The following is a 23,633-nucleotide window of genomic DNA, read 5'->3' as shown; positions in this document are numbered from 1 at the left end:
ATAACCGCCATGGCGGCTGCTGCACGTTCCACCGACCGACCCGGAGCCCTCGACATCACCCGGAAGCTGGCCGAGATCTGCGGTCCGCCGTTCGCCCGTTTCGCCGGGCCGGCCGACGAGGTGGCCGGCCGCACCGCCCGGTGGGTGGCCGTGCCGGGCGGCCCGCACGCCGCGGCCGAGGTGCTGCGGCTGGCCGCGGCGCACGAACTGACGGTGGTCCCGCGCGGCGCCGGCACGAAGATCGACTGGGGCGCCGCCCCGGGCCAGGTCGACATCCTGCTCGACACCGGTCGGCTCGCCGGGGTGTGGCACGAGCCGCAGGCCGCCGCCGTGGCCGAGATCGGCGCGGGCACCCCGTTGCGGGCGGTCCAGGCCGCACTCGGCCGCACCGGCCGGCGGCTCCCGGTCGACGCGCCCTCACCCGGCGCGACGCTGGGTGGGGTGCTCGCCGCCGACGAGGCGGGCCCGTTGCGCCACCGGCACGGCAGCCCGTGCGCGCAGCTCGTCGGCGTTCGCTACCTGGACGCCGACGGCGAGCTGGTCAGCGTGGGTGAGTCCGGCACGGCGCGGCTCGGGCGGGCGGCGCCGGCGGGCGCCTTCGACATCGGCGGGGGTGCGCTCACCGGCGGTGGCCCGCTGGGCGGGGGTTCCCTGGGCGGGGGTTCCCTGGGCGGTGGTCCGCTGCGTGGCGGTTCCCTGGGTGGCGGGGAGTCGGCGGTCCGGGGTGGTCCGCTCGGTGGAGGTTCGTCCGCTGGCGGTGCGCCGGCCGGGGGCGGCCCGCCCGTCGGCGCCGGCGGTGATGCCGTGCTCGGTCGGGGTGAGTTGCCGGGGCTGGACGTGGCCCGGCTGCTCTGCGGCTCGCAGGGCGGGCTCGGCGTGCTGGTGTCGGCCACCATGCGGGTGCAGGCGCTGCCGGCTGGCCGGCTCTGGGTGTCCCGTCCGGTGTGGACCCCGCTGGAGGTGCACGACCTGGTCCGTGCGGTGCTCGCCGCCGGCGTCGAGCCGGCCGCCGTGGAGCTGGACCTGCCGGTGCCGGTGTCCCTGCCCCGTCGTCGGATTCCGGCGAGCCACCCCTCGGTCGCCGGTCGACCCGACCACCCGGCGGTGACCGGCCGGCCCGCGGCGGGCAGCCTGGTGGTGCTGCTGGAGGGCGGTCCGGCCGACGTGACCGAACGGGCCCAGCGACTGACCGCCGTGCTCGGGGCCGAGGCCGTGGTCAACCACCACGCGCCCGAGTGGTGGGGGCGCTATCCGTTCGCCCCGGGCGACACCGCGCTGCGCATCGAGGTGCCGATCAACGACCTGCACGCCGCCGTCTACGCGCTGCGCGACGCGGCCGGCACGCCCGTGCCGGTACGCGGCTCCGCCGGGGTCGGCGCCGTCCACGCCGCTCTGCCCGGCGCGCTGCCGCCCGCGCGGGTCGCCTCGATCCTCACCGCGGTCCGCAGCGTGCTGATCGCCCGGCAGGGCCGGTGCGTGGTGGTGGCGGCGCCCGCGCCGGTGCGCCACGCCGTCGACCTCTGGGGCGAGTTGCCGGCGCTGCCCCGGCTGCGCAGCGCCAAGGCCCACCTGGATCCGCACCACCGCCTCGCCCCCGGTCGGCTCCCGGGCGGCCTCTGATCACCGTGCTGCGTGCTCGACGGCCGCCCCGGCCTGCTCTTTTCCCGTGACCCGGCGAACGACCGCCCCCACCCGCTCTGGGTGCCATCGACGTCTCGACGCGTTTCAGTTGTGGTGGCGGGCTGACGCCACTCCGGCGGCGTGGTGGCACGCGCCCGGTCGGCGGTGGTGGTCGCGCTCGCCGGGCCGGTGGTGCTGGTCGCGCGCGCCCGCTCAGTTCGGCGGTACTGGTCGCGTGCGCCCGCCAGTTCGGCGTGGTGGCGGTGTCCCGATGGTGGGGATGCCGCCGCTTCGGCGAAGTGGTGTCGGCTCGCGCGAGTTCGGTGCGGGCGGTCGGGGCGATTCATGCGGCCAACTTCATGATCGACCGGCAGGGCTGGGCCGAGGCGGGCTGAACCGGGCTGGGCTGGGGTGGGACCAGGTGGGTTGGGCGGGGAGGAGGGCTGGTCAGGGGGTGTCGTTGCGGAGGACCAGGACGGCTATGTCGTCGCGGGGCGGCTCCACCGAGAACGCGATGGTGGCGGCGCGCAGCCGTGCCGCGACCACGTCGGCCGAGTAGCCGGCCAGCGGCGCCGCCGACTCGCGCAGCCGTTCGGTGCCGAACAGCTCCCGGCCGCGCCGCCGCTCGGTGACCCCGTCGGTGTAGAAGATCAACGAGTCACCGGGCTTGAGCGCCAGCTCGGCGGTGGGGGTGGTGATCGTGTCGAGCAGGCCGAGCGCGGTGCCGCCGGTGCCGACGAACGTCGCGCCGCCACCGCCGTGCAGCAGCACCGGCCGATCGTGGCCGGCCAGGTGCAGGGCCACGTCGAGCTGGTCGCCGTCGCCGGGCGCGACCGCCGCCAGGGCCAGCGTGCAGTAGCGCCCGCCGCCGCGTTCGACGAGCGTCTCGTTGAGCCGGCCGAGCACCTCCGGCAGGGGCTTGCCGTCGCCCACCAGGACCCGGATCACGTCCCGGACCAGGCCGGTCACGGCCGCCGCCTGCACGCCCTTGCCGGACACGTCACCCACGACCACCAGCCAGCGGCCGTCCGGCAGCGGCACCACGTCGTAGAAGTCGCCGCCGACCTCGGCGTCGTCGCCGGTCGGGACGTACTCGGCGGCGAAGCCGATGCCCTCGACCACCGGGAGCACCGGCGGCAGCAGCGACTGCTGGAGCGTCTGCGCGACGCGGCGGCGTTCGGCGTGGATGCGCGCGTTCTCGATGGCCAGCGCGGCCCGCCGGGCCACGTCCTCCAGCACCGAGACCTCGTCCGGGTCGTGCCGGTGCCGTTGGTGCCGGCCCACCGCGAGGGTGCCGAGTCGCTGGCCACGGGCGATCAACGGTACGGCGATGCCCTCCACCGGCCCGGCCAGCGGCACCTGCGCGGCACTGCGGGACGCCTCGCGCAGCCGGGACTGGACCGAGTCCGGGCCGGTCTCCTGGAGCACCCGGTGCAGGTGGGGCAGCATCGCCTCGTCGGCGTGGCTGGACGCGGCGAGGCGCAGCCGCCCCCACTCGTCGGTGGTGTGCACCGCGCACCACTGGCCGAGCCGGGGCACCACGAGCTGCGGGACGAGCGCCATGGTCAACTCGACGTCCAGGGACTGGGCGAGCAGCTCGCTGGCCTCGGCGAGGAACGTGAGCCAGGCGGAGCGGCGTACGTCGGCCCGGCGCAGCCGGTCGTTCTCCAGGTGCAGCGAGAGCCGCTCGGCGGCGAGCACGGCCAGCGGCCGGGCGTACGTCGACGGCGCCGCGTCCAGCTCCAGCTCGCCGGCGTACGGGCGGTGCACGGCGAGCGGGACGCGGAGCAGCTCGTTGCCCTCCCGGGGTTGCCGGCCGTAGCGGGCGAAGACCTGGGTGCCCAGCCCGTCGCCCCGGTCCAGCCGGACGGTGCCGCCGGCGGCGCCCACCATCTCGGCGACCCGGGTGAGCAGTCCGGTGGCGAACTCCGGCAGCGGGTCGTCGGCGTACGGGTCGGGGGTGGTCTGCATCAGCTCGCTCATGGCGGCGGCGCTCGGCGTACCGTCGTCGGACCGTTCCGTCCCGGCGGTCGCCACCCAGGCCCGGGCGCCGGCCGGCCGGCCGGGTCCGCGCGGGCCGGGGCGGTCGAGCCGGAACCAGACGCCCTTGCCGGTGGGGAGGTAGGTGGTGCCCCAGCGGCTGGCGAAGTGGTCGACCAGCAGCAGGCCCCGTCCGCGCGCGGCCACCTCGGTGATGTCGGAGGTGGTGTTGCGCACACCGACGGTCAGCTCGTCGACCGGCCCGGAGGCGAAGTCGGTGACGGTCACGGTGAGGCCGGCGTGGTCGGCCTCGACCTCGATGTCCAGTTCGGTACGCGCGTGCTCGACCGCGTTGGTGGTCAGCTCGGTGGTGAGCAGCAGCGCCTCGTTGAGCAGTTCGGGCAGGCCGGCCTCGAGGAGCATGGCGCGGACCAGCGCCCGGGCGGCCGCGGGCGTGCGCCGGTCGGCGGGGAGGCGGACGCGTCGGACGTGCTCGTCCGTGCCGCCACTCAGGGTCGGCCCCACCTCCGCTGACACCTTCGTATCCTCTACCGCCGCCGCCCCGGGTGCCAAGCGCCCCGGCCGAACCGACCAGTCGGGCGAATACGGCGCGTGACGCGCTGTCGGCGGGCGGTGACCTCGACGGAACGCGCGGCACAATGATGGGATGGCCGCGTGTCGGCACGACCCGGTGGGCCCCGAGCTGAGCGAGGAATGATGACCACGGCGAAACAGTCGGTGACCGCGGATCCGTCCGCGTCCGACCACGAGGTGCTCCTCGGCGAGCTGGTCGAGGCGCTGCAGCGGGTGGCCCGCGGTGACCTCCGGGTCCGCCTGCCCCGGCGGGCGGGTCTGTCCGGCGAGGTCGCCGACGCGTTCAACGACGTGGTGTCGATGCAGGAGCGGCAGCACCTGGACCTGCGCCGGATCAGCCGGATCGTCGGCCGGGACGGGCGGCTCACCGAACGCCTCGACGACGAGGGGCTGGACGGCTCCTGGGCGGAGGGGCAGCGGGCGATCAACTCGCTGATCGACGACCTGGGTCGGCCGACCACCGAGATCGCCCGGGTGATCGTGGCGGTGGCCGACGGCGACCTCTCCCAGCACATGGCGCTGGAGATCGACGGGCGCCCGCTGCGCGGCGAGTACCTGCGCATCGGCCGGACCGTGAACACGATGGTGGACCAGCTCTCGTCGTTCGCCGACGAGGTGACCCGGGTGGCCCGTGAGGTGGGCACCGAGGGCAAGCTGGGCGGTCAGGCCGACGTGCGCGGTGTCGCCGGCACCTGGAAGGACCTCACCGACTCGGTGAACACCATGGCGTCGAACCTCACCGGTCAGGTGCGGTCGATCTCCCAGGTGGCGACCGCGGTGGCGAAGGGCGACCTGTCGCAGAAGATCACGGTCGGGGCGCGCGGCGAGGTGGCCGAGCTGGCCGACACGATGAACTCGCTCACCGACACGCTGCGGCTCTTCGCCGAGCAGGTGACCCGGGTGGCCCGCGAGGTGGGCACCGAGGGCAAGCTCGGCGGCCAGGCCGAGGTGCCGGGCGTGGCCGGCACGTGGAAGGACCTGACCGACAACGTCAACTCGATGGCGTCGAACCTGACGTCCCAGGTGCGCAACATCGCCCAGGTGTCGACGGCGGTAGCGAAGGGTGACCTGTCGCAGAAGATCACGGTGGCGGCGCAGGGCGAGATCCTGGAGCTGAAGGACACCGTCAACACGATGGTGGACCAGTTGTCCTCGTTCGCCGACGAGGTCACCCGGGTGGCCCGCGAGGTCGGCATCGAGGGGAAGCTGGGCGGCCAGGCGCAGGTGCGCGGCGTCTCCGGCACCTGGCGTGACCTCACCGAGAACGTCAACCAGCTGGCCGGCAACCTGACCAGCCAGGTCCGCAACATCTCCCAGGTCTCCACCGCCGTGGCGAAGGGCGACCTGGGTCAGAAGATCACGGTGGACGCGCAGGGCGAGATCCTGGAGCTGAAGAACACCGTCAACACGATGGTGGACCAGCTGTCGTCGTTCGCCGACGAGGTGACCCGGGTGGCCCGTGAGGTGGGCACCGAGGGCAAGCTGGGCGGCCAGGCCCAGGTCAAGGGCGTCTCGGGTACGTGGCGGGACCTGACCGACAACGTGAACTCGATGGCGTCGAACCTGACCAGTCAGGTGCGGAACATCGCGTCGGTCACCACGGCGGTGGCGAAGGGTGACCTGTCGCAGAAGATCACGGTGGACGCCCGGGGCGAGATCCTGGAGCTGAAGTCCACGGTGAACACGATGGTGGACCAGCTGTCGTCGTTCGCCGACGAGGTGACCCGGGTGGCCCGCGAGGTGGGCACCGAGGGCAAGCTCGGCGGTCAGGCCCAGGTGCGCGGCGTGGCGGGCACGTGGCGCGACCTGACCGACAACGTGAACTCGATGGCGTCGAACCTGACCGCGCAGGTGCGCAACATCGCCCAGGTGTCGACGGCGGTGGCGAAGGGCGACCTGTCGCAGAAGATCACGGTGGACGCGCAGGGCGAGATCCTGGAGCTGAAGTCCACCGTGAACACGATGGTGGACCAGCTGTCGTCGTTCGCCGACGAGGTGACCCGGGTGGCCCGCGAGGTGGGCACCGAGGGCAAGCTGGGCGGCCAGGCGCAGGTGAAGGGCGTGTCGGGCACGTGGCGGGACCTGACCGACAACGTGAACTCGATGGGGTCGAACCTGACCAGTCAGGTCCGCAACATCGCGTCGGTCACCACGGCGGTGGCCCGGGGTGACCTGGGTCAGAAGATCACGGTGGACGCGCAGGGCGAGATCCTGGAGCTGAAGAACACCGTCAACACGATGGTGGACCAGCTGTCGTCGTTCGCCGACGAGGTGACCCGGGTGGCCCGCGAGGTGGGCACCGAGGGCAAGCTGGGCGGTCAGGCCCAGGTGAAGGGCGTCTCCGGCACCTGGCGCGACCTCACCGAGAACGTCAACCAGCTCGCCTCGACCCTGACCACGCAGTTGCGCGCCATCGCGCAGGTCTCCACGTCGGTGACCCGTGGCGACCTGACCCAGCGGATCAACGTGAAGGCGCAGGGCGAGGTCGCCGAGCTGAAGGACAACATCAACCAGATGATCGTCACCCTCCGGGAGACGACCAAGAAGAACGCCGAGCAGGGCTGGCTCGACTCCAACCTGGCCCGCATCGGCGGCCTGTTGCAGGGCCAGCGGGACCTGGGCGAGGTCTGCCGCATGATCATGCAGGAGGTGACGCCGCTGGTGGACGCGCAGCTCGGCGCGTTCTTCCTGGCGGACAGCTCCGAGGGCAGCATGCGGCTGCGGCTCACCGCCTCCTACGGGTACGTGGCCCGCGGCCACGACGTGACGTTCGGCCCCGGCGAGGGGCTGGTCGGCCAGGCCGCGCTGTCCCGCCGGACCATCCGGGTCAAGGCCCAGCCGGACGGGCGGCTGGTGGTGCGCTCCGGGCTCGCCGACACGCCGCCGGCCGACCTGGTGGTGCTGCCGGTGCTGTTCGAGGGCGAGCTGCTCGGCGTGATCGAGTTCGCCGGCGTGACCACCTTCTCCGAGTTGCACCTGGCGTTCCTGGAGCGCCTGGTGCTCACCATCGGCGTCGCGGTCAACACCATCCAGGCCAACCGGCGTACGGAGGAGCTGCTGGCGCAGTCGCAGCGGCTGGCGCACGAGATGCAGGACCAGTCGGCGGAGTTGCAGCGCACCAACGCCGAGCTGGAGGACAAGGCGAAGCTGCTGTCGGAGCAGAAGGCCAACATCGAGACGCAGAACCGGGAGATCGAACTGGCCCGGCTCGGCCTGGAGGAGAAGGCGCAGCAGCTGACCCGGGCGTCGGCGTACAAGTCGGAGTTCCTGGCCAACATGAGCCACGAGCTGCGGACGCCGCTGAACTCGCTGCTCCTGCTGGCCCGGCTGCTGGCGGAGAACCCGGAGCGCAACCTCAGCGCGAAGCAGATCGAGTTCGCCCGGACCATCCACGGTGCGGGGTCGGACCTGCTGTCGCTGATCGACGACATCCTCGACCTGTCGAAGATCGAGGCGGGTCGGATGGACGTGGAGCCCACCGAGATCCAGTTCGCCGAGATCCGCGGCTACGTGGAGCAGGCGTTCGCGCCGCAGGCCGAGGAGAAGGGCCTGGACTTCCAGGTCCGGGTCAGTCAGGACCTGCCGTCGGCGCTGGTCACCGACGCGCAGCGGTTGCAGCAGATCCTGCGTAACCTGCTCTCCAACGCGGTGAAGTTCACCGACAACGGCGCGGTGACGTTGCGCATCGGTCCGGCGGCCGACAATGCGGTCTTCGACGTGCCGGCGTTGACCAACGCCCAGCACGTCATCGCGTTCACCGTGATCGACACCGGCATCGGCATCTCGGACGACAAGCTGTCGCTGATCTTCGAGGCGTTCCAGCAGGCCGACGGCACGACCAGCCGCCGCTACGGCGGCACCGGCCTCGGCCTGTCGATCAGCCGGGACCTGGCCCGCCTGCTCGGCGGCACGATCACCGTGTCGTCCGCGCCCGGTCAGGGCTCGACGTTCACCCTCTTCGTACCGGACGTGCTGGCGCCGGACGCGGTGGTGGCGCCGGCACCGCCGTCGCCGAGCCGCGCGGGCCTGCCGTCGTCGCTGCTCATGCCGATGGAGCTGCCGCAGCCGCAGGAGACGCCGACGACCCGGCGGCTGGACGGCGTGACCGTCCTGATCATCGACGACGACGTGCGGAACGTGTTCGCGCTGACGTCCGCGTTGGAACTGCACGGGATGACCGTGTTGTACTCGGACAACGGGGTGGACGGTGTCCGCCAGCTCGCCGAGCATCCGGAGGTGGACATCGTCCTGATGGACGCCATGATGCCGGACCAGGACGGGTACGAGACGACCGCGCAGATCCGCCGCAACCACCGCTTCGCGGACCTGCCGATCGTCTTCCTGACCGCCAAGGCGATGCCCGGCGACCGGGAGTCGGCGCTCGCGGCCGGCGGCAGCGACTACATCACCAAGCCGGTGGATCTGGACGAGCTGATCGAGCTGATGGCGTCCTGGATCGGCCGGAGTCGAGGCGAGGAGAGCGCGTGACGCAGACGGCCAAGGCCCTGCTGGTGGACGACCGGCGGGAGAACCTGATGGCGCTGGAGGCGATCCTCCAGGGTCTCCCGGTGCAGTCGGTCGCGGTGGAGAGCGGGGAGGCCGCGCTCAAGCAGCTCCTGGTGGACGACTTCGCGGTGATCCTGCTCGACGCCCAGATGCCGGACATGGACGGCTTCGAGACCGCCACCCACATCAAGCGGCGGGAGCGGACCCGGCACGTGCCGATCATCTTCCTCACCGCGGCGGACAAGGACGCCCAGCTCGCGCTGCGCGGCTACGCGGTGGGCGCGGTCGACTACCTGACCAAGCCGTTCGACCCGTGGGTGCTGCGGGCCAAGGTGTCGGTCTTCGTCGAGCTGTGGGTGAAGACCCGGCAGCTCGCCGCCCAGTCGGACCTGGTGCGGGAGCGGGACCTGCAGTGGCGGCACCTCACCGACGCGGTCGACGAGGCGACGACGCTGCTGCGGACCGACGACGACCCGGCGACCCGGGAGCGCGCGGCGGACCTGCTGGAGCAGGCCCGCTGGGGCAACACCCGCTGACGGCTCAGCCGTCGGCCGGGCCGCCGTGCCCGGCGGCGGCGCGTCGGGCCCGCCACCGGTCGCCGAGGGCCTCCACCTCCTCCTGGACGAAGAGGAAGAAGTCACGCATCTCGGCGACCCGCTCGCCGGCCGGGGTGCTCCGGCCGCGCAGCGCGTCCACGCCGCCGCCGGCGATGTCGATGAAGGTCTTGTAGAGCGTGGTCTTGGTGATGGTCGCCTCGTACCAGGGGTTGTCCGGCATCCGGTAGCGGTCGCGCCGGGAGCCCTTGACCGGCTCGCGGACCAGCATGGCGAACTGGGTGAGGTAGCGCACCGCACCGCTCACGGCCGCCGCGCTCACGCCCAGCCGTTCGCCGATCTCGCCGGCGGTGAGCGGGTCGTCGGCGCTCATCACGGTGAACAGCACCCGGGCGGCCATCCGGGGGAAGCCGACGTCGGCGAAGGCCATCGCCATCCGCTCGACGAAGAGGTGGACCTCCTCCTCGTCGTGGTGCGACGGCTGGCTCATGGTCGTCTCCTCGGCGCTCATCCCCGCGATCGTCTCTCACGTCTCACTGTCTTCACAAGTTTGTGAAATGAGCGTAGCTTCCGAAGCATGGAAACCACAATCGAGGTGTCCGGCCTGGTGAAGACGTTCGGCCGGACCCGGGCGCTCGACGGACTCGACCTGACCGTCCGCACCGGGGAGGTGCACGGCTTCCTCGGCCCCAACGGGTCCGGCAAGTCGACCACCATCCGGGTGCTGCTCGGTCTGCTGCGGGCGGACGCGGGGGCCGTCCGACTGCTCGGCGGTGACCCGTGGCGGGACGCGGTGGCCCTGCACCGCCGCCTCGCGTACGTGCCGGGCGACGTCACGCTCTGGCCCAGCCTCAGCGGCGGCGAGGTGATCGACCTGCTCGGTCGCCTGCGCGGCGGGCTCGACCCGAAGCGCCGAGCCGAACTGCTGGAGTCGTTCGAGCTGGACCCGCGCAAGAAGGGCCGCACCTACTCCAAGGGCAACCGGCAGAAGGTCGGCCTGGTGGCCGCGCTCGCCTCCGACGTCGAACTGCTCATCCTGGACGAGCCGACCTCCGGGCTCGACCCGCTAATGGAGGAGGTCTTCCAGCACTGGGTCCGCCGGGCCCGCCAGGACGGCCGCACGGTGCTGCTCTCCAGCCACATCCTGGCCGAGGTGGAGGCGCTCTGCGACCGGGTGACGATCATCCGGGCCGGCCGCGCGGTCGAGTCCGGCACGCTCGGCGACCTGCGTCACCTGCACCGCACCGCGATCGACGCCGAGGTCGCCGCCCCGCTCGACGGCCTGGCCGATTTGCCCGGCGTGCACGACCTGCGGGTGGACGGGCAGCGGGTGCGCTTCGACGTGGACGCCGCCGCGCTCGACGCCGCGTTGCGCCGCCTCACCGAGCTGGGCGTCCGCAGCCTGGTCAGCACGCCACCGACGCTGGAGGAACTGTTCCTGCGGCACTACGAGACGACGCCCGAGGGGGTGGCCCGGTGAGCACGCTCACCGGGACCCGCCACCTGGCCCGGCTGATCCTGCGCCGGGACCGCGTCCTGCTGCCGCTCTGGGTGCTGGTCCTCGCCGCGCTGCCGATGTCGTACGCGGCCAGCTTCTTCGAGCTGTTCCCGACCGCGGCCGAGCGGGCCGCGTACACCGAGGGCACCGCCCGCAACCCGTCCATCGTCGCGCTGCTCGGCCCGGTCTACGGCGACAGCGTGGGCGCGCTGACCGCCCAGCGCAGCGGCTTCCTGCTGGTGATCGTCGGCCTGGCCAGCCTGCTCACCGTGATCCGGCACACCCGGACCGAGGAGGAGGCCGGCCGGCGGGAGCTGCTCGGCGGCAGCGTGCTCGGCCGGTACGCCGGGCTGACCGCCGCGCTGCTGGTCACGTACGCGGCCGACCTGCTGCTCGGCCTGCTCACCGCCGCCGGCCTGGCCTCGACCGGGCTGCCGGCCGCCGGCTCGTACGCGTACGGCCTCGCCGTGGCGCTGACCGGGATGGCGTTCGCCACGCTCGGCGGGCTGGCCGCGCAGCTGACCGAGACCGCCGGCGGGGCACGGGGGATCGGCATCGCGGGTCTCGGCGCTGCCTTCGGACTGCGCCTGGTCGGGGACACCGCCGGCAACGACTGGCCGAGCTGGCTGTCGCCGCTGGGCTGGGCGGCGCGGGTGCGCGCGTACGAGGGGGACCGGTGGTGGGTGCTGCTGCTGCCGCTGGCCGCCACGGTGCTGCTCGCCGCGCTCGCGTACCCGGTCTCGGTCCGCCGCGACCTGGGCGCGGGGATGCTCCCGCCCCGGCTCGGGCCGGCCGCCGCGGGCGGCGCGTTGTCCGGCCCGTTCGGTCTGGCCTGGCGGCTGCACCGGGGGCAGATCCTCTGGTGGTCGGTCGGGTTCGGCCTGCTGGGGCTGATCCTCGGTGGCGCCGCCGAGGCGGCCGGCCGGTCGGTGGAGGGCAATCCGCAGTTGGAGCAGATCATGGCGCGGCTCGGTGGGGCCTCCGGGCTGGCCGACGCCTACCTGGGCGCCACGCTGAGCCTGGCCGGTCTGGCCGCGGCCGGGTACGGGATCCAGGCCGCGCTGCGGATGCGCGCCGAGGAGTCCGCCGGGCGGGCGGAGCCGGTGCTCGCCACCGGGACGCACCGGTCGACCTGGCTGCTCTCGCACGTGGTGTTCGCGCTGCTCGGCCCCGTGGTGGTGTTGGCGACGACGGGCCTGGCCACCGGCCTGACCTACGGGTTCAGCGTGGGCGACGTGCCCCGGCAGTTGGGCCGGATGCTCGGCGCGGGCCTGGCCCAGATGCCGGCCGCGTGGGTGCTGGCCGGGCTCGCCGTGCTGCTCTACGGCCTGCTGCCCCGGCTCGCCCCGGCCGCCTGGGCGGTGCTGGCGGTCTGCGTGCTGCTCGGCCAGCTCGGCGCGGTGCTGGAGCTGGACCAGTGGCTGCTGGACCTGTCGCCGTTCACGCACACCCCGCAGGTGCTGCGTCCCACCTGGACCGCGACGCCGTTGGCCGTGCTCACCGTCCTGGCCGCGACCCTGACCACCACCGGCCTGCTCACCTTCCGCCGCCGCGACCTCCCCGTCACGTGACGCCAACCCCGCCGATCTTGCACTTGCCGCCCCGACAAAGGGGGTGAACGCCCCACACCGGGGGCTCGACGTGCAAGATCGGCGAGGGTTGGGGGATCAGCGGATCATCAGGGCGCTGCGGAGGCCGGTGATGTCCAGGACGCGCAGCAGGAAGTCGCCGACGTTGGTGAGGATCAGCAGGCACTGCGTGTGGCTGGCCTTGCGGCTGAGCACCACGAGCGTGCCGAGGCCCTGGGAGTCGCAGAAGGTGACGCCGCCGAGGTCGAGCACGATGCGCGGGGGCGGATCCGCCAGCACCTCGTTGACCACCGTCGAGAGCTGGGCGGCCGTGAGCATGTCGATCTCACCGGCCAGGCGAAGCACGGCTTCGTCACCCGTCCGGTGTACGGTGATGGACAGTTCGGCACGATCCACCCGGTCAGCCTATCGCGATCTCGACGACCGGGCCTGTCGAGCGGTCCGTCGGTCGGTCCTCCACGCCGGCCCGACCAGGCGTGAGCCGGGTAACCCCCGTTGCGGGGTGGCTGCCGGCCACCGGCCGGGCGCTGACACAATGGCCACATCGTGACCGAGACCTTTTCCGCCGGATCCGGCCGTTACCCGGCCGACGCCCCGGCCTCCGAGGCCCTGTTCGACCGCGCCAAGGCCGTCGTGCCCGGCGGGGTGAACTCCCCCGTGCGCGCGTTCCGTGCCGTCGGCGGCACGCCGCGCTTCATGGTCCGGGGGGAGGGTCCCTGGCTCTTCGACGCCGACGGTCGCCGTTACGTCGACCTGGTCTGCTCCTGGGGCCCGCTGATCCTCGGCCACGCCCACCCGGCCGTGGTGGAGGCGCTGCGCGAGGCCGCCGCGCTGGGCACCAGCTTCGGCACGCCCACCCCGGGCGAGGTCGACCTGGCCGAGGAGATCATCGCGCGCACGCCGGTCGAGCAGGTGCGCCTGGTCAACTCCGGCACCGAGGCGACCATGTCGGCGATCCGGCTGGCCCGGGGCTTCACCGGCCGCGCCAAGATCATCAAGTTCGCCGGCTGCTACCACGGCCACTCCGACGCGCTGCTCGCCGCCGCCGGCTCCGGCGTGGCCACGTTCGGGCTGCCCGACTCGCCCGGCGTCACCGGCGCCGCCGCCGGCGACACGATCGTGCTGCCGTACAACGACCTGCGCGCGGTCGAGGAGGCGTTCGCCGCCGAGGGCCCGCACATCGCGGCGATCATCACCGAGGCCGCCGCCGGCAACATGGGTGTGATCGCCCCGCGCGACGGCTTCAACGCCGAGCTGGCCCGGATCGCCCACGCGAACGGCGCGCTGCTCATCGTCGACGAGGTGATGACCGGGTTCCGGGTCTCCCGCGCCGGGTGGCACGGCCTCGACGCCTCCGACGCCGACCTATGGACGTACGGGAAGGTCATGGGTGGCGGCCTGCCCGCCGCGGCGTTCGGCGGGCGCGCGGAGATCATGGCGAGGCTGGCCCCGGCCGGCCCGGTCTACCAGGCCGGCACGCTCTCCGGGAACCCGCTCGCCTGCGCGGCCGGGCTGGCCACGCTGCGGCTGGCCGACGACGCGCTCTACCGCCGGCTCGACGAGACGTCCGCGGCGCTGGGCAAGCTCGCCACCGAGGCGCTGTCGGAGGCCGGTGTGCCGCATCGCCTCTCCACCGCCGGCAACATGTTCTCGATCTTCTTCACCGACGCCGACGTGCGCGACTACGACAGCGCCCGCACCCAGCAGGTGCCGGCGTTCAAGGCGTTCTTCCACGCGATGCTCGCCGCCGGCGTCTATCTGCCGCCGAGCGCGTTCGAGTCGTGGTTCGTCTCGGCGGCCATCGACGACGCCGCGTGGGAGCAGATCGCGGCCGCCCTGCCGGGGGCGGCGCGAGCGGCGGCAGCGGCCGGACACGGGGGGTAACCATGGCGGAGACGGTGGTACACGTGCTGCGGCACGGCGAGGTGCACAACCCGGACGGCATCCTCTACGGCCGGCTGCCCGGGTTCCGCCTCTCCGAGCTGGGCGTGCAGATGGCCAAGGCCGCCGCGCAGGCGCTGGCCGAGCGCACCGTGGTGCACGTGGTGGCCAGCCCGCTGGAACGCGCCCAGCAGACCGCCGAGCCGATCGCCGCCCAGTTCGGCCTCTCCGTCGGCGTCGACGAGCGGCTGATCGAGAGCGCGAACTGGTTCGAGGGCAAGAAGGTCTCGCCCGGCGACGGTTCCTTCCGCGACCCGCGCAACTGGTGGGTGCTGCGGGACCCGGTCACCCCGTCCTGGGGTGAGGCCTACCAGGTGATCGCCGAGCGGATGTTCGCCGCGCTGCACGCCGCCCGGGTGGCCGCCGAGGGGCGCGAGGCGGTGCTCGTCTCGCACCAGCTGCCGATCTGGACGCTGCGCCGGCACGTCGAGCGCAAGCGGCTCTGGCACGACCCCCGCCGCCGGCAGTGCGGTCTGGCCAGCCTGACCTCGTTCCACTTCGACGGGGCGAAGATCGTCGGCATCGGCTACTCCGAGCCGGCCGCCCACCTGATCGCGATCTCGCCGACCGCCCGGACGGCCAAGGGGGCCTGATGCTCACCCGGAGGCTCGCCGCCGCCCTGCTCGCCGCCGTCACCGCCGGTACGGCGCTGGTCGGCTGCTCCTCCAGCACGCAGGAGAGCCGGTGCTCCGCCGACGGCTCCGTCGTCACCTGCGCCCCCGACCAGCGGTCGAAGACCCCGAAGGTCAGCGGTGAACTGCTCACCGGCGGCAGCTACGACATCTCCCAGGACCGGGGCCAGGTCGTGGTGGTCAACTTCTGGGGCTCCTGGTGCGCGCCCTGCCGGGCCGAGGCGGACGACCTGGAGGCCACCTACCAGGCCACCAGGGCCGCCGGCGTGACGTTCCTCGGCATCAACGTGCAGGACAGCAAGGACAAGGCGATCGCGTTCGAGGAGGGGCGGGTCACCTACCCGAGTGTCTTCGACCCGCCCAGCCGCCAGGCGCTCAACTTCGACATCCCGCCGAACACCACGCCGGCGACGGTGGTGCTCGACCGCGACGGCCGGATCGCCGTGGTGATCCGGCGCGCCGTGACCCGGGACGAGCTGCGGCCGATCGTGGAGAAGATCGCCGCCGAGCGGCCGGCGCCGAACGGCTCCCGCTGATGGGCGAGACGTTCGCTGAGCTCGCGTCGTCCGGGCCGTTGCTGCTCGCGGTGGGTGCGGCGGTCCTCGCCGGCCTGGTGAGCTTCCTCTCCCCGTGCGTGCTCCCGCTGATGCCCGGCTACCTCTCCTACGTGACCGGCCTGGCCGGCTCCGACCTGGAGGGTGCAAGGAAGGGCCCCCGCTTAACGCCTCCGGTAGAGGAAGGGCCCCCGCTTAACACCGGGGGCGGCGCCGGGGTGGGCGTCGTGGAACGGGCGCCGGAGCGGACCACCGTCGCCGTCAAGGGGCGGGTGCTCGCCGGCACGCTGCTCTTCATCGCCGGCTTCACCGCCGTGTTCGTCGCCACCGCGATCCTCTTCTCCGGCGTCGGCAAGCTCTTCTTCCGGTACGAGCGCACGCTGGAGATCGTCATCGGCGCGCTGGTGGTGGTGCTCGGGCTCGGCTATCTCGGCCTGGTCCCCGGCATGCAGCGCGAGTTCCGGATCCGCTGGCTGCCCGCCGCCGGTCTGCTCGGCGCGCCGGTCCTCGGCGCGGTCTTCGCGCTCAGCTGGCTGCCGTGCACCGGCCCGACGCTCGGCGCGGTGCTCGGCATGGCGGTCACCGAGGGCGGCACCGACCGGGCCGTGGTGCTCGCCGTGGCGTACTGCCTCGGGCTGGGGGTACCGTTCGTCGCCTTCGGGCTGGGCTTCCAGCGCCTGCTCGGGGTGTTCCGCGCCGTCCGGCGCAACAGCCGCTGGGTCACCCGGATCGGCGGCGCGCTGCTGATCGTGATCGGCCTGGCGCTGGTCACGGGCGGCTGGCAGAACGTGGTGATCTGGTTGCAGACGCACGTCGGGGTGGGCGAGGTGAGCATCTGATGACGACCGTGGACGACCGGCCGGCCACCCCGCCGGCCGAGGCGCCCCGGCGACGGGTCAACCCGGTGCTGGCCCTGCTGCGCAACTCGTGGCGGCAGCTCACCAGCATGCGTACCGCCCTGATCCTGCTGTTCCTGCTCGCGGTCGCCGCGATTCCCGGCTCGGTGCTGCCGCAGCGCGGGGTCAACCCGGAGAAGGTCAACGAGTGGTTCGCCGACCACCCCGACCTGGCGCCCCGGCTGGACCAGATCGGCATGTTCGAGGTCTTCGGCTCGGTCTGGTTCTCCGCGATCTACCTGCTGCTGTTCACCTCGCTGATCGGCTGCATCCTGCCCCGGGCCCGCGACCACGTGCGCGCGCTGCGGATGCGCCCGCCGGCCGCCCCGAAGCGGTTCGACCGGCTGCCCCAGCACGCGGTGCTGGAGGCCCCGGCCGCCGCCGATCCCGAGGCGATCGCGGCGGTGCTGCGCCGCTGTCGGTGGCGGGTCACCGTCCGGGGCAACGAGGTCTCCGCCGAGAAGGGCTACCTCAAGGAGACCGGCAACCTGCTCTTCCACGTGTCGCTGGTCGCCGTCCTGCTCGGGGTGGCGCTCGGTTCCTGGTACGGCTGGCACGGCAACCGGATCCTGGTCGCCGGCGCGGACAACGCGTTCTGCAACACCCGCCAGCAGTACGCCGAGGCGTCGCTCGGCCCCCGCGTGGACAGCGCCGACCTGCCGCCGTTCTGCCTCACGCTGGAGAAGTTCGAGGCCGACTACCTCGACTCCGGGCAGGCGTCCCGCTTCTGGGCCACCGTGTCGGTGGACGAGCCGGGCCGGGACGCCCGGAGCGCCGGTTTCTCGGTCAACTCGCCGCTGCGGCTCGGCTCGGCCAACGTCTACCTGCTCGGCAACGGCTACGCGCCGGTGCTGAAGTACACCGACCGGTACGGCAAGAGCCAGACCAGCGACGAGCCGTTCCTGCGCACCGGCGACCCGAACGCGACCGAGGAGGGGGTGGCGATCTTCCCGGACGCGAACATCGATCCGAAGACCGACACCCGAGCCCCGGACCAGCAGGTCGCCTTCGACGGCCTCTACCTGCCCACCGCGCCGGAGAGCGCGCCGTTCGTCGCGTCGCGGTTCCCGGCCGAGCGGGACCCGGTGGTGAACCTGACCGCCTACCGGGGCAACCTCGGGCTGGACGCCGGCATCCCGGGCTCGGTCTACCAGCTCGACCAGCGGCAGGTCGCCAACGGCAAGCTCAAGCAGATCGGCACCAAGCTGCTCCGGCCGGGCGAGACGTGGACCCTGGACGACGGCAGCACGCTGGAGTTCGTCGGCACCGAGCCGTACGTCACGCTCGCCGTCCGGCACGCGCCCGGGCAGACGCTGCTGCTGGTGGCCAGCGGCACGCTGCTGCTCGGCCTGATGGGCTCGCTGTTCGCCCGCCGCCGCCGGGTCTGGTTCCGGGTTTCGCCCCCCGAGGGTGGATCTCCGACGAGCGGTAGTAGTTTGGTGGAGGCCGGTGGGCTGCCGCGCACCGAGCACCCAGGGTTCGCCGACGAGTTCGCGCAGCTCGTCGCCGCGGTCAGCGGCGGCGGGTCGGACGACCGGCGGGCGCGAGAAGGAGACGAGTGATGTCCGCACTCTCCGACCAGCTGGTCACGTTCGCGATCCTGGCGTACCTGGTCGCGATGATCAGCCACGCCGTCGAGTTCGCGGTGGGCAACGCCCGCAAGGTGGTCGCGGCCTCCCCGGCCCGGGAGCTGGTCGGCGCGGGTGTCGGCGGCGCCGGCGGGAGGGTGGACGAGCCGGTCGCGCCGCAGCGCCCCGACCGCTCCGCCGCGCGGGCCGCCCTGGCCGGGCGGATCGCCGCCTGGCTCACCACGCTCGCCGCCGCGCTGCACCTGGGCGCGGTGGTCACCCGGGGCCTCGCCGCCGAGCGGATGCCCTGGGGCAACATGTACGAGTTCGTGCTGACGGTCACCTGGATCGGGGTGGCCGCCTGGCTCGTGGTGCTCTGGAAGCAGCCGTCGCTGCGCCGGCTCGGGCTGTTCCTGACGCTGGTGATGGTGCTGCTGCTGGCGTTCGCCGAGCTGAAGCTCTACGTGCAGGTGCAGCCGCTGATGCCGGCGCTCCAGTCGTACTGGTTCATCATCCACGTCTCGACGATCATCTTCGCCTCGGGCATCTTCCTGCTGGGCGTGGTGCCCGCCGCCGCGTACCTGATGCGGTCCGGCTGGGAGCAGGGCCGGCGCAGCTTCCCGTACACCCTGGCCCGCCGGCTGCCGGCGGCGGCCGGCCTGGAGCGGCTGACCTTCACCCTGCACGCCTTCGCCTTCCCGATCTTCACCTTCGCGGTGATCGCCGGGGCGATCTGGGCCGAGGCGGCCTGGGGCCGGGCCTGGGGTTGGGACCCGAAGGAGACCTGGGCGTTCATCTCCTGGGTGGTCTACGCGGGCTACCTGCACGCCCGGGCGACGCCGAGCGTGCGGCGCAACGTGGCCACCTGGATCGCGATCGTGGGCTTCCTGACCGTGCTGATGAACCTGTTCGGGGTCAACTTCTTCTTCACCGGTCTGCACTCGTACGCCGGCGTGAACTGATCCCGCTCAGCACCTCGTCCACCCGGCGGGTGACCTGGTAGGCGACCTCGGGCAGGTCGGCCAGGTCGAGGCGGTCGGCCCGCAGCGCGAACTGGGCGTGCAGCTCGCGGGCCACCGCGTCGCGGATCTCGGCCTGGAGCGGGGTCAGGCCGTCCGGATCTCCCACCACGTACGCGTCGTCCATCCGTCCATTCGGCGCCCGCTCCGGACCGCCGGTCAAGGGGTGGAGGATTTCCTCACCCGCCGAACCAGCCGGGCACGTCGAGGCGGAACACGTCGGCCGGGACCATCCGGCGCAGGTCGTCCTCGATGGCCGTGACCCGGTCGGCGCCGAGCGTGGCGGCCCACCGCCCGCGCAACTGGTCGAAGACGGCCGCGGAACGGTGCAGCCCGTCGCGGCCCTTCGCCGTCACCCGGACCAGTTTGCGGCGCGCGTCCGCCGGGTCGTCGACCCGTTCCAGGTAGCCGAGCGCGACCAGCCGGTCCACCGTCTTCCCGGCGGCCTGCTTCGAGACGCCGAGGCGTTGCCCGAGGTCGGAGGCGGTGGTGCCGGCCGGGCCGACGGCCTGGAGGACGAAGCCGTGCGCCGGGCGCAGGTCGGGGTGCCCCTGGCGGGCCAGCTCGGCGTGCAGGTCGTCGACGAGCGTGCGGAAGCCGGCGAGCAGGAGCAGTGGCAGCACGAAGCCGGGGCGGTCAGGCGTTGTCATGTTCGACAACCTCGTTTACTATTTCGTCAACCACGTTGACCATCTTACGAGAGGGGCCCTCCGATGTCCCACTTCACCGCGTACGAACTCGACACCGCGCCCGACGCCGCCCGGCCGGTGATGACCGGCGTCCGCCGCGCCCTGGGCCACCTGCCCGCCGCCGTCGGCCTGATGGCCGGATCGCCCGAGCTGCTCAAGGGCTTCCTCGCCGCCAACGCGGCCTTCGAGGCCACCGACCTCGACCCGGTCGCCCGGGAGGTGGTCGTGCTGACCGTGGCCACCCGCACCGGATGCCACCTCTGCGTGGCCATGCACACCGCGACGCTCACCCGGCACGACGCCGACCCGGCGCTGATCAAGGCGCTGCGCGACGGCACGACGCTGCCCGAGCCCCGGCTGGAGGCGCTGCGCCGATTCACCGTCGCCGTGCTCGACCACCGGGGCGCGGTCGGAGACGCCGAGCTGAACGCGTTCCTCGCCGCCGGCTGGCAGCCCCGGCACGCGCTCGACGTGGTGCTCGGCGTCGGCACGTACACCATCTCCACGTTCGCGAACCGGCTCACCGCCGCGCCGCTCGACGAACCCCTTCAGGAGTACGCCTGGGCGCCGGCCGCCTGAGCCGGGACCGCTGCCCCGGCACTGACCTGCCCGGGCGCTCGTCAGCCCCGCAGGAAGGGAAGCAGCAGGGCGGCGAGCTTCGCCGGTTGCTCCTCGAAGAGCCAGTGGCCGCACTCCTCGACCACCTCGCCGGTGACCGTGTCGGCATAGCGGCGCACCTGCTCGGCCACCTGCCCGCCGAGGCTGGCCTGCGCGCCGACGGCGAGCACCGGCATCGGCAGCTTCGTGGCCCGGTACGCCATGTTGTCCGCGATGTCCTGCTCGAAAGCGCGGAAGTAGGCGAAGCTGGCCCGCAGGTGCGCCTCGTCGCGCAGGTGGCCCGCGTACTCCTCGACGTCGTCCGGGCCCAGGCTGCCCTTGTTGACCATGATGGAGTCGGTGAACCGGTCGACCCAGAGCGCCTCCCGGCCGGCGACGAGCTGCTCGGGCAGGCCGTTGGGGACGTTGAAGAAACCGAAGTTCCAGACCGCCGGGCCGGCGGCGGTCAGCGCGGGGATCGTGTAGATGCCCTCATCGGGGATCGGCGCCTCGCTGAGCACCAGCCGGGCGACGGAGTCGGGGTGGGCGGCGGCGTAGGCGTACGCGACCATGGTGCCCAGGTCGTGACCGACCAGCCGGATGTCCCCGGCCAGGTCGAGCCCGGTGAGCAGCCCGTGCAGGTCGGCGGCGACGGTCTTCTTGTCGTACCCGCCGGGCGGAGCGTCGCTGTCTCCGAAGCCGCGCAGGTCGGGGGCGATCACCTCGTACGACCGCGCCAGCTCCGGCAGCAGGTGCCGCCACATGCGCCAGCACTGCGGATAGCCGTGCAGCAGCACCAGCGTGGGCCCTCGGCCGCCCCGGACGTAGTTCCAGGTCACCTCGCCGACCCGTACCCGCTGCTCGGTGAAGCCCGCTGGCACCCGTTCCCCGCCCATGCCGCGGACTACCCGGCTGACCCCCGTCCATGCGGTCGGGGTGTTAAGAGGGGGCCCCGCCTCTACCGCAGGCGTTAAGAAGGGGCCCTTCCTTGCACCTGAGGGGGTTGGGGGAGGATGGAGGCATGGCGCGTGGCTTCCCGTACACCGATCTCAAGGACTTCGTCGCGGCGCTGGAGCGCGCGGGCGAACTGCGGCGGGTGAGCGTCCCGGTCGACCCCACCCTGGAGATCAGCGAGGTGGTCACCCGGACCGTCCGCGACGGCGGGCCGGCGCTGCTGTTCGAGCGGCCCACCCGGGGCGAGATGCCGGTGGTGATCAACCTGTTCGGCACCGAGAAGCGGATGGCCATGGCGCTCGGCGTCGAGCGGCTCGACGAGATCGGCGAGCGGATCGGCGAAATGCTCAAGCCGGAGCTGCCGCAGGGCTTCGCCGGCATGATGGGCGGGCTCGGCAAGGTCATGCAACTCAAGTCCATGCCGCCGAAGAAGGTCAAGACCGCCCCCTGCCAGCAGGTCGTCTACCGCGGCGACGACGTCGACCTGAACCGGCTCCCCGGGCTCCAGGTCTGGCCCGGCGACGGCGGGATCTTCCACAACTTCGGGCTGACCCACACCAAGCACCCGGAGACCGGCAAGCGCAACCTCGGGCTCTACCGGCTTCAGCAGCACTCGCGCAACACGCTCGGCGTGCACTGGCAGATCCACAAGAACTCCACCGCGCACCACGCGGTCGCCGAACGGCTCGGGCAGCGGCTACCGGTGGCCATCGCCATCGGCGCCGACCCGGCCGTCGCGTACGCGGCCAGCGCGCCGCTCCCCGCCGACATCGACGAATACCTGTTCGCGGGCTTCCTGCGCGGGGAGCGGGTCGAGATGGTCGACTGCCTGACCGTGCCGCTCCAGGTGCCGGCGCACGCGCAGATCGTGCTGGAGGGCTACCTGGAGCCGGGCGAGCGGCTGCCCGAGGGGCCGTTCGGCGACCACACCGGCTTCTACACGCCGGTGGAGCCGTTCCCGGTGCTGCACATCGAGTGCATGACCACCCAGCGCGACCCGGTCTACCACTCGATCGTCACCTCCCAGCCGCCGCAGGAGGACCACGGCCTCGGCAAGGCCACCGAGCGGATCTTCGCGCCGCTGCTGCGCTTCCTGATCCCGGACATCGTCGACTACGACCTGCCGGCCGCCGGGGTCTTCCACAACTGCGCGATCGTGTCGATCCGCAAGCGCTACCCGAAGCACGCGCAGAAGGTCATGAACGCGATCTGGGGCGCGCACATGATGTCGCTGACCAAGCTGATCGTGATCGTCGACGAGGACTGCGACGTGCACGACTACAACGAGGTCGCGTTCCGCGCCTTCGGCAACGTCGACTACGCCCGCGACCTGATGGTCACCGAAGGGCCGGTGGACCACCTGGACCACGCGTCCTACCAGCAGTTCTGGGGCGGCAAGGCGGGCGTCGACGCGACCCGCAAGCTGCCCGAGGAGGGCTACTCCCGGGGCTGGCCGGAGGAGATGCGGATGTCACCCGAGGTGGTCTCGCTGGTCGACAAGCGCTGGAAGGAGTACGGGATCCGATGACGGCGGCAGTTCAGGAGCGGCCCGGCCGGGTCTCGTCCTTCCTCAAACTCGTCGCCATCGAGCACTCGGTCTTCGCGCTGCCGTTCGCGTACCTGTCGGCGCTGACCGCGATGCGGCTCGACGGCGGCCGGGTGCGCTGGCTCGACCTGCTGTTGATCACGGTGGCGATGGTCGGCGCGCGGACGTTCGCCATGGCCGCGAACCGGATCCTCGACCGGCGGATCGACGCGCGCAACCCGCGTACGGCGAACCGGGAACTGGTCACCGGGGCGGTGAGCGTGCGGACGGCCTGGACCGGCGCGGCTGTCGCGCTGGTGGTCTTCCTGGCCGCCGCCGCCCTGCTCAACCCGCTGTGCCTGGCGCTCGCCCCGCTGGCCGTGGTGCCGCTGGTGGTCTACCCGTACGGCAAGCGCTTCACCAACTGGCCGCACGCCATCCTCGCGGTGGCCCAGGCGGTCGGCCCGGTCGGCGCCTGGCTGGCGGTCACCGGCACGCTCGCCGGCTCCGGGCCGGCGTGGCTGCTCGGCGCCGCGGTCGGCCTGTGGATCGGCGGGTTCGACCTGATCTACGCCTGCCAGGACTCCGAGATCGACCGGCAGATCGGCGTGCACAGCGTCCCCGCCCGGTACGGCCGGCGGTTCGCGCTGCACGCCTCCACTGTCGCGCACGTGGTGACCTTCGCGTTGTTCATCTGGTTCGGCGCGCTGGTCGGCTTCGGCTGGCTCTGGTGGATCGGGCTGGCGCTCACCGCGGTCGCCTTCGCCTACCAGCACCTGGTGGTCAGCCCCACCGACCTGAGCAAGGTCAACCGGGCGTTCTTCACCGCCAACGGCTTCGTCGGCATCGCGCTGTTCGTCCTCGCGCTGCTCGACCTCGTGGTGCGGCTCGGCCTGCGTCCGTGACCCGGCCGACCG

At 72.8% G+C, this 23,633-nt stretch carries 20 protein-coding genes; 14 read left to right on the top strand and 6 right to left on the bottom strand.

Annotated features, from left to right (window positions below; translation table 11 throughout):
- Positions 1 to 9 precede the first annotated feature (9 nt).
- Positions 10 to 1,620, top strand: coding sequence for an FAD-binding oxidoreductase (locus tag COO58_RS05525; RefSeq protein WP_098744070.1), 1,611 nt, complete (start codon positions 10 to 12; stop codon positions 1,618 to 1,620).
- A gap of 447 nt (positions 1,621 to 2,067) precedes the next feature.
- Here COO58_RS05525 and COO58_RS05520 read toward each other — a convergent pair whose 3' ends face one another.
- Positions 2,068 to 4,137, bottom strand: a complete 2,070-nt coding sequence (locus COO58_RS05520; RefSeq protein ID WP_098744069.1) for a SpoIIE family protein phosphatase — start codon at positions 4,135 to 4,137, stop codon at positions 2,068 to 2,070.
- 180 nt (positions 4,138 to 4,317) lie between these two features.
- Here COO58_RS05520 and COO58_RS05515 point away from each other — a divergent pair, with 180 nt between their 5' ends.
- Together COO58_RS05515 and COO58_RS05510 are read left to right on the top strand one after the other, a co-directional pair.
- On the top strand, positions 4,318 to 8,682 hold the full coding sequence (locus tag COO58_RS05515; protein ID WP_091576683.1) for a HAMP domain-containing protein: 4,365 nt from the start codon (positions 4,318 to 4,320) through the stop codon (positions 8,680 to 8,682).
- Positions 8,679 to 9,236: a two-component system response regulator gene (locus tag COO58_RS05510; protein WP_091565313.1), complete on the top strand. Its 558-nt coding sequence runs from the start codon at positions 8,679 to 8,681 to the stop codon at positions 9,234 to 9,236. The genes COO58_RS05515 and COO58_RS05510 overlap by 4 nt, the downstream gene beginning before the upstream one ends.
- Before the next feature lie 4 nt (positions 9,237 to 9,240).
- Here the strand turns inward: COO58_RS05510 and COO58_RS05505 are convergent, their stop codons facing one another.
- A complete protein-coding gene (locus COO58_RS05505) occupies positions 9,241 to 9,765 on the bottom strand; it encodes a GbsR/MarR family transcriptional regulator (protein ID WP_245666088.1) in 525 nt (174 codons plus the stop codon).
- Positions 9,766 to 9,831: 66 nt separating this feature from the next.
- Between COO58_RS05505 and COO58_RS05500 the strand changes: the two genes are divergently transcribed.
- Together COO58_RS05500 and COO58_RS05495 are read left to right on the top strand one after the other, a co-directional pair.
- Entirely contained in the window at positions 9,832 to 10,734 is a 903-nt protein-coding gene (locus tag COO58_RS05500) for an ABC transporter ATP-binding protein (protein WP_098744067.1), read from the top strand.
- Positions 10,731 to 12,323 carry an ABC transporter permease gene (locus COO58_RS05495; protein ID WP_098744066.1) on the top strand — a complete coding sequence of 531 codons (1,593 nt, stop codon included), beginning with the start codon at positions 10,731 to 10,733 and terminating at the stop codon, positions 12,321 to 12,323. The genes COO58_RS05500 and COO58_RS05495 overlap by 4 nt, the downstream gene beginning before the upstream one ends.
- A gap of 96 nt (positions 12,324 to 12,419) precedes the next feature.
- Here the strand turns inward: COO58_RS05495 and COO58_RS05490 are convergent, their stop codons facing one another.
- Positions 12,420 to 12,737: an STAS domain-containing protein gene (locus COO58_RS05490; protein WP_091565301.1), complete on the bottom strand. Its 318-nt coding sequence runs from the start codon at positions 12,735 to 12,737 to the stop codon at positions 12,420 to 12,422.
- Positions 12,738 to 12,887: 150 nt separating this feature from the next.
- Here COO58_RS05490 and hemL point away from each other — a divergent pair, with 150 nt between their 5' ends.
- Genes hemL through ccsB form a run of 6 tightly spaced genes read left to right on the top strand, consistent with a single transcriptional unit; the run spans position 12,888 to position 18,894 of the window.
- Positions 12,888 to 14,225: a glutamate-1-semialdehyde 2,1-aminomutase gene (gene hemL / locus COO58_RS05485; RefSeq protein WP_091565297.1), complete on the top strand. Its 1,338-nt coding sequence runs from the start codon at positions 12,888 to 12,890 to the stop codon at positions 14,223 to 14,225.
- A 2-nt stretch (positions 14,226 to 14,227) separates the two neighbouring features.
- A complete protein-coding gene (locus COO58_RS05480) occupies positions 14,228 to 14,875 on the top strand; it encodes a histidine phosphatase family protein (RefSeq protein ID WP_091565295.1) in 648 nt (215 codons plus the stop codon).
- Positions 14,875 to 15,450: a TlpA disulfide reductase family protein gene (locus tag COO58_RS05475; RefSeq protein WP_098744064.1), complete on the top strand. Its 576-nt coding sequence runs from the start codon at positions 14,875 to 14,877 to the stop codon at positions 15,448 to 15,450. Before COO58_RS05480 ends, COO58_RS05475 begins: the two co-directional genes overlap by 1 nt.
- Positions 15,450 to 16,307, top strand: coding sequence for a cytochrome c biogenesis CcdA family protein (locus COO58_RS05470; RefSeq protein WP_098744063.1), 858 nt, complete (start codon positions 15,450 to 15,452; stop codon positions 16,305 to 16,307). The genes COO58_RS05475 and COO58_RS05470 overlap by 1 nt, the downstream gene beginning before the upstream one ends.
- Positions 16,307 to 17,926: a cytochrome c biogenesis protein ResB gene (locus COO58_RS05465; RefSeq protein ID WP_098744061.1), complete on the top strand. Its 1,620-nt coding sequence runs from the start codon at positions 16,307 to 16,309 to the stop codon at positions 17,924 to 17,926. The genes COO58_RS05470 and COO58_RS05465 overlap by 1 nt, the downstream gene beginning before the upstream one ends.
- Positions 17,926 to 18,894 (top strand): c-type cytochrome biogenesis protein CcsB, encoded by a 969-nt coding sequence (gene ccsB / locus COO58_RS05460; RefSeq protein ID WP_098744060.1) that lies wholly within the window; start codon positions 17,926 to 17,928, stop codon positions 18,892 to 18,894. Before COO58_RS05465 ends, ccsB begins: the two co-directional genes overlap by 1 nt.
- Here the strand turns inward: ccsB and COO58_RS05455 are convergent.
- Positions 18,860 to 19,078: a hypothetical protein gene (locus COO58_RS05455; RefSeq protein WP_091565288.1), complete on the bottom strand. Its 219-nt coding sequence runs from the start codon at positions 19,076 to 19,078 to the stop codon at positions 18,860 to 18,862. The genes ccsB and COO58_RS05455 overlap by 35 nt on opposite strands.
- 52 nt (positions 19,079 to 19,130) lie before the next feature.
- A complete protein-coding gene (locus tag COO58_RS05450) occupies positions 19,131 to 19,601 on the bottom strand; it encodes a MarR family winged helix-turn-helix transcriptional regulator (RefSeq protein WP_091565285.1) in 471 nt (156 codons plus the stop codon).
- Between the two features lie 63 nt (positions 19,602 to 19,664).
- Between COO58_RS05450 and COO58_RS05445 the strand changes: the two genes are divergently transcribed.
- A complete protein-coding gene (locus COO58_RS05445; RefSeq protein ID WP_098744058.1) occupies positions 19,665 to 20,219 on the top strand; it encodes a carboxymuconolactone decarboxylase family protein in 555 nt (184 codons plus the stop codon).
- Positions 20,220 to 20,260: 41 nt separating this feature from the next.
- On the opposite strand, the gene COO58_RS05440 is transcribed toward COO58_RS05445, so the two are convergent.
- Positions 20,261 to 21,133 carry an alpha/beta fold hydrolase gene (locus COO58_RS05440; RefSeq protein ID WP_091565272.1) on the bottom strand — a complete coding sequence of 291 codons (873 nt, stop codon included), beginning with the start codon at positions 21,131 to 21,133 and terminating at the stop codon, positions 20,261 to 20,263.
- A 125-nt stretch (positions 21,134 to 21,258) separates the two neighbouring features.
- Between COO58_RS05440 and COO58_RS05435 the strand changes: the two genes are divergently transcribed.
- Positions 21,259 to 22,719 (top strand): menaquinone biosynthesis decarboxylase, encoded by a 1,461-nt coding sequence (locus tag COO58_RS05435; protein ID WP_091565268.1) that lies wholly within the window; start codon positions 21,259 to 21,261, stop codon positions 22,717 to 22,719.
- Complete coding sequence (gene mqnP, locus COO58_RS05430) at positions 22,695 to 23,621, top strand: menaquinone biosynthesis prenyltransferase MqnP (RefSeq protein ID WP_369700192.1); 927 nt, start codon at positions 22,695 to 22,697, stop codon at positions 23,619 to 23,621. The genes COO58_RS05435 and mqnP overlap by 25 nt, the downstream gene beginning before the upstream one ends.
- The last annotated feature ends 12 nt before the right edge of the window (positions 23,622 to 23,633 follow it).

Source organism: Micromonospora sp. WMMA1996, assembly GCF_002573675.1.
Taxonomy (GTDB): Bacteria; Actinomycetota; Actinomycetes; order Mycobacteriales; family Micromonosporaceae; genus Micromonospora; species Micromonospora sediminicola.
This window is presented reverse-complemented; position numbering and strand designations above follow the sequence as displayed.